Origin of the sequence: Methanogenium sp. MK-MG (assembly GCF_009914725.1) — an archaeon.
Classification (GTDB): domain Archaea; phylum Halobacteriota; class Methanomicrobia; order Methanomicrobiales; family Methanomicrobiaceae; genus Methanogenium.
In genome coordinates, this window is sequence record NZ_JAAAWJ010000010.1 from 37,613 (window position 1) to 48,361 (window position 10,749).

Annotated in this window: 12 protein-coding genes, 1 tRNA gene and 1 pseudogene; 7 read left to right on the forward strand and 7 right to left on the reverse strand. The window is 54.1% G+C overall.

The features are described from left to right. Window positions 1-70 precede the first annotated feature (70 nt). Entirely contained in the window at window positions 71-1,297 is a 1,227-nt protein-coding gene (locus MKMG_RS02885; RefSeq protein WP_165075377.1) for an adenosylhomocysteinase, read from the forward strand. Window positions 1,298-1,319: 22 nt separating this feature from the next. Here the strand turns inward: MKMG_RS02885 and MKMG_RS02890 are convergent, their stop codons facing one another. Together MKMG_RS02890 and MKMG_RS02895 are read right to left on the reverse strand one after the other, a co-directional pair. After that, window positions 1,320-2,213, reverse strand: coding sequence for a DNA glycosylase (locus MKMG_RS02890; RefSeq protein ID WP_165075352.1), 894 nt, complete (start codon window positions 2,211-2,213; stop codon window positions 1,320-1,322). A 68-nt stretch (window positions 2,214-2,281) separates the two neighbouring features. Further along, the gene (locus MKMG_RS02895) at window positions 2,282-2,908 is read right to left on the reverse strand and encodes a response regulator (protein ID WP_165075354.1); all 627 of its coding nucleotides are present in this window, start codon (window positions 2,906-2,908) and stop codon (window positions 2,282-2,284) included. 555 nt (window positions 2,909-3,463) lie between these two features. Between MKMG_RS02895 and MKMG_RS02900 the strand changes: the two genes are divergently transcribed. Then, window positions 3,464-3,676 carry a YwbE family protein gene (locus MKMG_RS02900; RefSeq protein WP_165075356.1) on the forward strand — a complete coding sequence of 71 codons (213 nt, stop codon included), beginning with the start codon at window positions 3,464-3,466 and terminating at the stop codon, window positions 3,674-3,676. 150 nt (window positions 3,677-3,826) lie between these two features. On the opposite strand, the gene MKMG_RS02905 is transcribed toward MKMG_RS02900, so the two are convergent. Continuing rightward, a complete protein-coding gene (locus MKMG_RS02905; protein WP_165075358.1) occupies window positions 3,827-4,543 on the reverse strand; it encodes a DUF2202 domain-containing protein in 717 nt (238 codons plus the stop codon). 177 nt (window positions 4,544-4,720) lie between these two features. Between MKMG_RS02905 and MKMG_RS02910 the strand changes: the two genes are divergently transcribed. Beyond that, window positions 4,721-5,890 (forward strand): cation:proton antiporter, encoded by a 1,170-nt coding sequence (locus MKMG_RS02910; protein ID WP_165075360.1) that lies wholly within the window; start codon window positions 4,721-4,723, stop codon window positions 5,888-5,890. 487 nt (window positions 5,891-6,377) lie between these two features. On the opposite strand, the gene MKMG_RS02915 is transcribed toward MKMG_RS02910, so the two are convergent. Continuing rightward, window positions 6,378-6,860 (reverse strand): CBS domain-containing protein, encoded by a 483-nt coding sequence (locus tag MKMG_RS02915; RefSeq protein WP_165075362.1) that lies wholly within the window; start codon window positions 6,858-6,860, stop codon window positions 6,378-6,380. A 261-nt stretch (window positions 6,861-7,121) separates the two neighbouring features. Here MKMG_RS02915 and MKMG_RS02920 point away from each other — a divergent pair, with 261 nt between their 5' ends. Together MKMG_RS02920 and MKMG_RS02925 are read left to right on the forward strand one after the other, a co-directional pair. Next, a complete protein-coding gene (locus MKMG_RS02920) occupies window positions 7,122-7,646 on the forward strand; it encodes a DUF1269 domain-containing protein (RefSeq protein WP_216842864.1) in 525 nt (174 codons plus the stop codon). A 53-nt stretch (window positions 7,647-7,699) separates the two neighbouring features. Continuing rightward, complete coding sequence (locus MKMG_RS02925; RefSeq protein WP_165075364.1) at window positions 7,700-7,906, forward strand: hypothetical protein; 207 nt, start codon at window positions 7,700-7,702, stop codon at window positions 7,904-7,906. A 245-nt stretch (window positions 7,907-8,151) separates the two neighbouring features. Here MKMG_RS02925 and MKMG_RS02930 read toward each other — a convergent pair whose 3' ends face one another. The 3 genes from MKMG_RS02930 to MKMG_RS02940 form a co-directional block, all read right to left on the reverse strand. Further along, a complete protein-coding gene (locus tag MKMG_RS02930) occupies window positions 8,152-8,292 on the reverse strand; it encodes a hypothetical protein (RefSeq protein WP_254059064.1) in 141 nt (46 codons plus the stop codon). A 15-nt stretch (window positions 8,293-8,307) separates the two neighbouring features. Continuing rightward, window positions 8,308-8,380: transfer RNA gene (locus tag MKMG_RS02935), tRNA-Gln, on the reverse strand. A gap of 100 nt (window positions 8,381-8,480) precedes the next feature. Continuing rightward, window positions 8,481-8,897 carry a DUF4382 domain-containing protein gene (locus MKMG_RS02940; RefSeq protein ID WP_165075366.1) on the reverse strand — a complete coding sequence of 139 codons (417 nt, stop codon included), beginning with the start codon at window positions 8,895-8,897 and terminating at the stop codon, window positions 8,481-8,483. Window positions 8,898-9,188: 291 nt separating this feature from the next. Here MKMG_RS02940 and MKMG_RS02945 point away from each other — a divergent pair, with 291 nt between their 5' ends. Next, complete coding sequence (locus MKMG_RS02945; RefSeq protein ID WP_165075369.1) at window positions 9,189-10,442, forward strand: 3-isopropylmalate dehydratase large subunit; 1,254 nt, start codon at window positions 9,189-9,191, stop codon at window positions 10,440-10,442. A gap of 1 nt (window position 10,443) precedes the next feature. Then, window positions 10,444-10,743: pseudogene (locus MKMG_RS02950) on the forward strand (3-isopropylmalate dehydratase); the annotation flags it as partial. Window positions 10,744-10,749: the final 6 nt, after the last annotated feature.

Consider the following 10,749-nt stretch of genomic DNA (forward strand, 5'->3'; position numbering starts at 1 on the left):
GAATTCGGCATGATAAAAAGGCCCTTAAACCGCCGTAACATACGCTATTGACAGGATAGTGAAGATGACCATGGACTCAGGAGAACTGAAGATGGGCTGGGCCCGGCAGTACATGCCGGTCCTCGCAGAGATTCGCAAGCGGTTTGAAGAAGAGCAGCCGCTTGCCGGGGCCACCGTCGGTATGGCCCTCCACGTGGAGGCAAAGACCGCGGTTCTTGTCGAGACGATGGCCGCCGGCGGAGCAGAGGTGCATATCACCGGCTGCAACCCACTCTCGACACAGGACGATGTGGCACAGGCACTCGGAAGGGTGCCCGGCGTGCACTGCTATGCAGCACGCGCCTGCAGTGTGGATGAATACTATGCCGCAATGGACAAGGTTCTCGATGCGTCCCCGAACATCACCATCGATGACGGTATGGACCTCATCCACCGCATTCACACACTTCGCCGGGATCTCCTCGATAGTATCATCGGCGGGTGCGAGGAGACGACCACCGGTATACAGCGCCTGCGGGCAATGGCAGACGAGGGGGCCCTTGAGTTCCCGGTCATCGCGGTGAACGACACACCGATGAAACGCTCCTTTGACAATATCCACGGCACAGGCGAGAGCGCGCTCTCCTCCATCATGATCACCACCAACACCCTCATCGGCGGCAAGTGGTTTGTGGTGGCGGGATACGGCTACTGCGGCCGCGGACTGGCACGGATGGCACACGGTCTCGGTGCCAAGGTGATCGTCACCGAAGTAGACCCCCGGCGTGCCCTGGAGGCACACATGGACGGCTACCACGTGATGACCATGAAAGAGGCGGCGGCCATCGGTGAAATTTTTGTGACGACGACCGGCAACACCTCCATCATCACCGGCGAGCACTTCCCGCTGATGAGGGACGGTGCGATTCTTGCAAACGCCGGCCACTTCAACGTAGAGATTGATATCCCGTGGCTGGAAGAGCATGCAGAAGAGAAAGAGACACGGGACAGCATTGACACCTATTTCGTGAACGGCAACCGCATCAGTGTGCTTGCAGAAGGGCGGCTGGTGAACCTCGCAACGACGAAGGGCATGGGTCACCCGGTGGAAGTGATGGATCTCTCCTTTGCCCTGCAGGCACTCTGTACGGAGTATATGTATAAAAACGGCGGCAGCCTCACCGGCGGCGTCTATGAAGTGCCGTACGAGATTGATGCGACGGTCGCACACCTCAAACTGGCATCCCTGGGTGTTTCCATCGACGCACTGTCAGAAGAACAGAAGACCTACATGCAGTCCTGGACAGCAGGCACATAAATACCTTTTTTTGGATTTCGTCTCAGAATATTTCGTCTGCATAGGATTCGCGGACGGCAAAGAGATACTCCTGTGCATACCCGGCATACGGCCCAAAATGCTCCTGTGCAAACCGGCGGATACGCTCGTATTCTGCCGGTGTAAGGGAAGTATCCAGATTGCCAATGCCATAGAGGCGGTGCATGATCATCCGGATCCAGACATCCACCGGAAAGGACTCGTACTTCTGGAAGCCAAAGAGCAGCACGCAGTCTGCCACCTTCGGGCCGATGCCGGGATAGGCCTGCAGTGCCCGGCGTGCCTCTTCAAAGGGCAGCTTTCGGATGCGGGCGGCCCATCCGGAGTCCGCGGCAATGGCTGCAGCGGTTTTGTAAATATATGGCGCCCGGTATCCAAGGGAACACACGCGTATCTCTTCGAGAGAAAGGGCGGCAAGGGCGGCCGGTGTGGGAAAGGCATACCGGACCGTTTCGTCCGGTGCTGTGACCGGTCTCCCTGCGGCGCGGCACAGGTTCTCTATCATACGGGTGATAAACGGGATGTTCGCATTCTGGGCACAGATATATGAGATGAGGCACTCCCACGGGTCCTGCCTGACAATGCGCAGGCCACCGATGCGGCGGACCGCAGCCGTGATATGGGCATCACGGCAGAATCCGGAGACGATGGCATCACAGGCGCAGTCGAGATGCAGATAAGATATGATAAATGCTTCAGAACAGCCGGTGCAGTAGAGTCTTCCGCCGTTCTCGCAAAGGCTGATGACTCTGCCGTCTGCCACACCCTGCCAGGTATCCTCTCTTTTTTTCCATCGGAAGAGCTGGCCGCAGGAGAGTGTGGCGTCCAGGTTCAGCGGGTATGCAGGTTCATACACCAGAACCCCATGCGCCAGTATATCAGTTCTGCCTGTCGTCATATCTGTATGTAGTTTTCCCTGCGGCCCTTCAAAATATATAGTGATACCGGCATGCCAAAGAAGAGGTCTCAGGCCCGGAATATCGTATCATTGAGTTCGCGAAGATCCACCCTGACCCGTTCAAGTTCATCCACCTGTGCCTGCAGGATGACCTCCACATCGTCCAGATCCATTGTACCTTTCTGTATGCTGGAGGTGAGACCTTTCAGGCTGGCTTTGACCTGCTCCACCGGATTTTCCAGTTTAGTGGTCACCGCAGAGAGGCAGGCGACACGGGCCTCCTCTGCCACGACTGCCCGGTGTTTATAGATGGATGTCTCAATCGTTGTATAGAGTTCCCGCGGCCGGATCGGTTTTATCAGGTAGCCATATGGGTTCGTGCGTATCGCACGCGAGAGCGTCTCCTCATCTGAGTAGGCAGTGAGAAATATCACCGGTATCTTCAGGCGCCTGGATATCTTTTCTGCCGCTTCAATGCCATCCATCTCACCATTCAGATGGATGTCAATGAGGGCCAGATCCGGTTGTGTCTCCATGGCAAGATCGATTGCCCGCTGCCCTGTCGTTGCCCTTCCTGCAACCAGATAGCCGAAGTCATGGATAGAGTCTTCGAGAGCCATCGCGATGATGACCTCATCCTCTACAATGAGTATCTTCGCATCGGTCAGAGAACTCTGATAGCTCTCATACTTCATCACCATTCCTAGGGAGGGGATAGTATTAATACTTTGATCTGTCGGAAGACCGGAATAGAGCAGAACAAAACGACCATACCTCCGGTATCATCCAACGGTTATTAAATAACGGGCATTTCAGTAGTAAACCAGAAACAATCCTGTTCAGACCATCGGTATGCCGCAAACCCGGATACCTGTACCGGACTGAAGATACAGATCAGGAAAGAGATATACCAGAGTGAACAGGCATCTTTGAAAAAATGGCAGACAACAGCACAAACAGGAATAACGGGACTCCCCTGCCATCCCCCCCGGACAGGCAGAGAAGCCAACACGCCTAATTCAACAGCATCACAGTTAATACTATGCCATGCAAAGCCGGGAAGATAGGAATTACATCCACATACTGTAGCAAATGGTTCTCTCGCATCCGGTCATTTGCCGCCATGTATCAGACAGGAATTAATTCCGGGTTGATATGATACATCCAAATATCTTCCGCACCCTTTTCCCCTGTTACCGCAAATAAAGCAGACACAGATTTTTACGATACCATATTGAGGAGACAGGAAGATGGATAAGAAACGTGACGGCAGGCAGAGGCGCTGTGTCTCCCCTGGAGATACAGTCAGGATTGTCCTGAAAAAAGACCAGAGAACCGGAAAACTGACAGACGGCATTGTAAAAGAGATTCTCACAAACTCCTCATTTCATCCGCACGGCATCAAGGTGCGGCTCGCCGACGGGCAGGTCGGCCGGGTGCAGGAATTCGTAGGGGCTGAGTAAGCACCAGCATCGGCCTGTCAGGGTTTCCCGGTCGGGATCACACGATCACACGATCTTTTTTTGACCTGAATTTATCCAGGATTGGATTTTATCCCGCCATTCTATGCAGGCACCGGTGACGCATATCTTTCGCCAGCCGGATGATCTCGATCAGGAAAATCCTCCCGGTCGGACAGAGGTGGAAACAATCCCATCATAATCGACCTGTGTCAGCACCATTGGTGTATACGATTCACCCTGCTGTTCAAGGTTTCTTGCAAAGGCACGCAGGTGATTTTCCGACCCCCGCATTAGATTTTCATAGACATAGCGGATATCTCCGTTATCTGTCCGGCTCATTGCATCCCTGAGGTCCACGATATCCGTTTCTTCAACCAGAATGGCGGCACGAAGTGCGTCTTCAGGAGACAGAATACCTGTTTTTACCAGATCATCGTAGAGTGCCTGCAGTTCGGGATGGGCAAACACCCCTGCGGTGACGGAGGATTCAGACTGACTCTCCAGTCCGTAGCGTTCGATGAGAACGGTCACACTGTCCATATGCGTCTGTTCCGCCTTCCCGATATTTTTGAAGACCTGCATGCCCCATGTCTCAAAGAAGACAGCATAGACATCACGGGCAAGTTTCTCCTCTTCCTGCATGTAGAGGAGATCTGATTCCTCTGCTGCCGAGAGAGTTGCTACCGGATATTCTTCAAGTCGTGCATCAAGTGTTCCCGCATCCAGGACGGTTGCATAGGATTCCTCGCCCGAAGTTCCGGCAGGTTGGGTAGTATACTGTTGCTGGTCAGTGGTACAGCCGGTGCACATCACCAGTATCAGGATACAGACGACGGCTGCCGCACCACAGGTTGTCAAAATCTTCATGTTCCGGCATTGTGCATGGGAAGAGCAATAACCCTTTTGGAAGGGAGGAGAATGACGAACAACTCCAAAGACAGAGATACTGTGGAAAAGGGAAAAATACCCATACACAGCATCCGCATCATTTCGCACACTCCGTGCCCAAGCACTTTTTATCCCATACAACGGATAGTCCATTGAATGGATATCATCCTGCAGATTCTCCTCCTGCTCATCTGTGCAAAGCTCTTTGGCGAGCTGGTGGAGCGGGTGGGCTATCCGGCTCTTATCGGGGAGATTGCCGCAGGCATTCTCCTCGGCCCTTCGCTTCTGGGATGGGTGACGACGAACGAGACGCTTGAGGTCTTTGCCGATATCGGCATCATTGCTCTCCTCTTTGTCAGCGGCGCGGAGATGAACCTGAAATCATTTCTGGAGAGACGAAATGTCGCGGTCTCAACGGCAGTTGCGGGCGTCCTCGTCCCTTTCGGGAGCGGTATACTGCTGGGATACCTCCTGGACCTCTCGCAGGCGGAGACACTCTTCATCGCCATTGCCCTCTCCATCACCTCCATCGGGGTCTCGGTCCGTATTCTCGTCGATTACAAACAGTTAAACACCGTCATTGGCACTGCCATCGTGAGCGCCGCTGTCCTTGACGACATCATCGGTATCTTTCTCCTCGGCATCCTCTCTGCGGTTGCGATGCAGGGCACCACCCTTGCAGGGGATTCCCTGTCTGCAGGTATACTCATCGCCATCGTGTTTCTGGTGCTCTTCGTCCTCATCGCACCCCGGGCGCTGCGTGTTATATTCGACCGGGCACGAAAGACCGAGACGCACGAAATGGTCTATTCGGTTGCCATCATCCTCGCCCTTGGCAGTGCCTGGCTCTCACACGCGGCAGGACTGCACTATTCCATCGGTGCGTTCATCGCAGGCCTCATCCTCGGAGACCAGATCAGACGTGACCGCCTGCTCTTCGAGAGCCTGATGGACTTTGGGTTCGGATTCTTTGTGACGCTCTTCTTTGCATCCGTTGGCCTCCTCTTCAGTTTCACATGGGAGACCTTCCTCTCTCCCTACATCATTCCCATCATCGTGGTCGCCATCGCAGGCAAGATCATCGGAGGCTATATCGGCTCCGTCCATTTCCTCACCAGGGCAGAGGCACTCCTCGTCGGCATGGGAATGACGCCAAGAGGAGAAATTGCCCTCGTCGTCGCCAAGGTAGCCCTTGTCGGAGGAGTTATCGGGAGTGCCCTCTTCTCTGCGGTGACGGTGATGGTAATTGCCACGATCATCCTCACCCCTCTTTTGATGAAACAGGGGTTTGTATGGGCAAAAATCGGGGAAAAGGGATCACCCTGAAGGGAAAACCATTCAAAAAACGGCCCGGGAGAGGGCCCGGGGGAAAATCGGGCACACCCATAAAAGAGGAGAAGATGGCATATCACTGGCAAAAGCCCCTTCTGTCCGGCAGAATACTTATTTCCCTGCTTTTTTGCCCCGGAAAAACACGTCCACACAGAAGCCCGGAGAAGCCCTTTCCCAACCGGAGACAGCCCATACGTCCTCTCAAAATATCCGCCAATAGCAGCCGCTCAATAGTCTGCAATCAACCGGCATTTTAGCAAATAAAAGGCATTACAGCCGTATTTTTCCGGCAGTAAAAAAGAGCAGAAAACACGTCCGTTTTACCCTCCGATTCACCAGCACAGGGGGCCAAAGAGGGTGGACACAGGGGGTGAGCAGCCCCCATTTCCAATCACTCATCCAAACGGGTTTTCACATCTGCACACCTGTTCGTCCTGTTATTTTCGGGTGTATGTGGGAAAAATCCTGCGGAGGGTCTGGATCAGATCTCCCCTTCCTGTACGAGAAAACGGATAATGTCGCACATCTCCACCAGACCTACGGCAACACCATCACCATCAATCACAATAACATCCGGATGCCGGTTCTTCTCCATCGCAACAAGGGTCTCTGCAATGGTGGCGGTATCGGGCACCGTCACATGGCTGCGGGTCATCAGTTCACCGGCATGGCGTGCCGCACTCTTGTGCAGGCACTCGAGGCAACCCAGTCTTCGCCGGCTGCGGATGCCCATACCGGGGGTGATACTGGAGAGAAGGTCCATGCGGGTGATGATGCCCAGAAACCGGCATTCCTCATCACAGACGATAATATCGAAACACCCCTTCCGGGTAAATGACCGGTATATATCGGCAACCGGCGTCTCCGGGTGCACACGGGCAAAATCTGTCTGCATGATCTCTGTTATCAGGGTATCTTCAAGGTCTGGTTTGTCCACTTTTCTGTTCTCCCCTTTCCCTGTCATGTGGATACTGTGTGATCTGCGCCGCAGGAGATATATGTAGCGGCGGAAGTCATCGTTACAAAAAACCCCGGAACCTTCGAAAGAGACATCCCATGAATGACATCAGATGATTCGCCACCAGAAAAAAGGACAAAAAAACACAGGTAATACCAGATAGCTGCGAAAAATCCTGTGTCTTAGCCGGGCGCTAGCATAAATACCACAAGTGCCACCTTCCACGCGGGAATACCATTATTCCCAACATAACAGGAAGGGAAAACAATGACATATGGTCCAATGCACCTGGTAGCAGTTGGGTTTGAAGAACCCGAATTTCATGGAAAAATACTCGAAGAGCTCCGGCTGGTCAGAGAAAAGGGACTGATCAGACTGATTGATCTGCAGTTCGTCTGGAAGGATGAGAATGGAGATATTGCAGCACTGGAAGCAACCGATCTCTCTGAAGAAGAACAGATCCGGTTCGGTGCCGTGGTAGGTGGTCTCATTGGTCTCGGTGCAGCAGGAAAAGAAGGAATGAAAGCGGGCATCGAGGCTGGCGCCCTTGCAGTTGCCGAACACGATTATGGCATCACGGATGGGGACATCATGGAAATTGCCGACGCCATTCCCAATAACAGCGCTGCCGGAATTATGCTCTTTGAACACCTCTGGGCAATTAAATTAAAAGAAGCATTCATTGATGCCGGCGCGATACCCATTGCGCAGGGTATTGTAACCCCGGAATCGCTTATGATGGTTGGTGCAGAGCTTGCAGCAGCGGTTGAGGCGGCAAAACTCGAGGAGTAAGAGAAAAACAAACAGCCGGATAATCCGGAGAAGAAACGGGAGGGATGATATTTATGGGACTTGGATCGCTGGGTCGGGGTGGAGCAAGACGCCGGACCCGAAGGCGCTGGATAGCCATGTCTGCCATGCTCAGCACAAAGAACAAAGCAGAGATTGAGCAGGCTACCGGGAAGAAGCTCGATGATCTGTCAGACGAAGAACTTGAAGCGGAAATGAAAAAGAGGGGAATCACTCCGCCACCTCCGGGCCCTGATGACTGATATCAGAGGCAGGGGTGTGGAATTTTTTTAAAATCCGGAACCCTGCGGAATGAAGATCATTGGATCCGGGCTTACCGGTGGCCTGGACAAAACGGGACCAACTCCTCCGGGACTGGCCCCATCATCGGCCGGCCCTTTCACAATCCTCAATTTTACGATCAAATCGGGTGTGGCCTCCCGGTATCACTGATCACCGGGCCGATGTGTCACATCCTCCTCATCAAAAAATACAGGTGGAAAGAAGACTACTTCAACCCACCCTGTATGGTAACCATCTTCTCGATAACCGGAATCGTCTTCCCCGATTGATCCAGTGCCCGGTCAACGACATGCCGCACACCACCGCAGCACGGCACCTCCATATGGACGACAGTGATGATATTCAAACGTAAAAATGAGTATACCCCCGGGCGGATTCGAACCGCCGTAACCAGCTCCAAAGGCTGGTATGATTGACCGCTACACCACGGGGGTGTTTTTATACAGAAACAGCAACGTTGCTGCCTGTGCCTCAATCTATTTATTCTGCAACAATTTTAGTGTTTCCGAAAATGGATGGGATAGTTGTCCCCGGTCACTCCATCCGGGTTACCCTGATGCGGACATCCTTCCCCGTGAGCTTGATGAGTTTAAAATCCACATTCACGGTCCTGACCTCTCCCGGATCATATGAACCGGCATCGATCTCCTGTGAGGCAAGTATCGTTTCGCCTCCGCCGGTCACATCCAGTAAGTCTGCCTGCAGGTGGATATCGGCTACTGACAAAATCCCCTTATTCTCAATCGTGACCGGACAGGAGGCAAAATTCCGCCCGACCGTTTCGGCTCCGGTGGTGATCACAATATCCTCTTCAAACGATGGCAGGGTAGTATTGACGGGAAGCGAGGAACACCCCGCAGCCATCACACCACATACCATCGCACATACCAGTATACCAAGACAGGCGGCATGTCCCCTCGCCGCCGTCAGATGTGTTCTCTTTTGTATCATATTCAGGCCCCCCCGTTATGAACAGTTGCGTTGCATATCTGCCACATGCACTGCTGTATATACCATACCCGCATTGCTGTGCATCATCCGATCGCATGCAGGTATTGGATTCACTCTCCCATCAATCAGACGGTATTTCCCTGTTGAGTTCATACCGATTTCAGGCACTGCGCCCCGTCACACAACCATGCACCAGACCAGCCACACAGGTGCACCAGATATTTAAATGGTGCAGGTATGGCACAGATGGTTGATTACTATCAAATACCAGACAGAGTAATGGAATAGCCAATGGCAGCAACAATCACAGAGAAGATCTTCTCCCGCAGATGCGGAACAAAGATCTCAGCAGGTGATGTCATGATAGCCCCCATCGATGCAGCGATGATCCATGACATCACGGGACCGCTTGCAATCAAGAAGTTCCGCGAGATGGACGGGACAACGGTCTTTGACCCGGCAAAGATCATTATGCTCTTTGACCACCAGGTCCCGGCCGACTCCATTCCTGCAGCAGAGAACCAGAAATTTATGCGGGCATTTGCTGCCGAACAGGGAATTTTAAACTACGATATCCACGAGGGTGTCTGCCACCAGGTGGCAGTCGAGAAGGGACGTGTTCGTCCGGGCGACATCGTCGTCGGCGGTGACTCCCACACCTGCACCTACGGGGCCATCGGCGCCTTTGCAACCGGCATCGGGTCAACGGACATGGGCTTTGCGATGAAGTACGGCGCCCTCCACTTCCGGGTTCCCGAGAGTCTGAAACTCACCACAACCGGCAGATTCCAGCACCGTGTCGGCCCGAAAGACCTCATTCTTTCGATGGTAGGGGACCTCACGGTGGACGGCGCCACCTACAAGGCAGTGGAATTCACCGGCGACACCATATCAGAAATGTCTGTCCCCGGCCGGATGACCTGCTGTAATATGGCCATTGAGATGGGCGGCAAGGCAGGCATCGTCGCACCGGACGAGGTGACCCGTGCCTACTGCAGCGGGCGCATGGACGGCGGATGGTTTGACCTGGCCCCGGATGATGACGCCACATATGTGCTGGAACGTGAGTATGACGCAGCAGACCTCGTCCCGCAGATCGCGGCCCCCCACAATGTGGACAATGTCGGAGATGTGACAAAATATGAGGGCACACCGGTGGACCAGGTCTTCATCGGGTCATGCACCAACGGCCGGTATGAAGACCTTGCCGAGGCTGCAGAGGTGTTAGGCGACCGGAAGTTTGCTCCCGGCATCCGTGTCATCATTGTCCCCGCCTCAAAGACCGAATACCTGAAGGCACTCAGAGCAGGCCTCATCGAGACCTTTGTGGAGGCGGGCGGCATGGTTGAGGCACCCTGCTGCGGCCCGTGCATGGGCGGGGCGTTCGGCATCCTCGCACCGGGCGAAGTCTCCCTCTCCACCTCAAACCGCAACTTCCGCGGCAGACAGGGAAGCACAGAGGCAGAGGTCTACCTCTGTTCACCGGCCACTGCTGCAGCAAGTGCCATCAAAGGGGCAATCACCGACCCGCGGGAGGTGGCATAATATGGCTACCTGGAAATTCGGCGATGACATCGACACGGATGCCATCATCCCGGGCCGCTACCTCACCCTCTATGACCCGAAAGAACTGGCAGCCCATGCCTTCGAAGGCACACGGGACGCATTTGCAAAAGAGGCAGCAGAAGGAGACATCATCGCTGCGGGCAGAAACTTCGGGTGCGGGTCATCACGCGAACACGCCCCCATCGCCATACGCGGCGCCGGGGTGCAGGTGGTCGTTGCCGTATCCTTTGCACGAATCTTCTACCGCAACTGCATCAGCACCGGCATCCTGCCGGTCATCTAGATC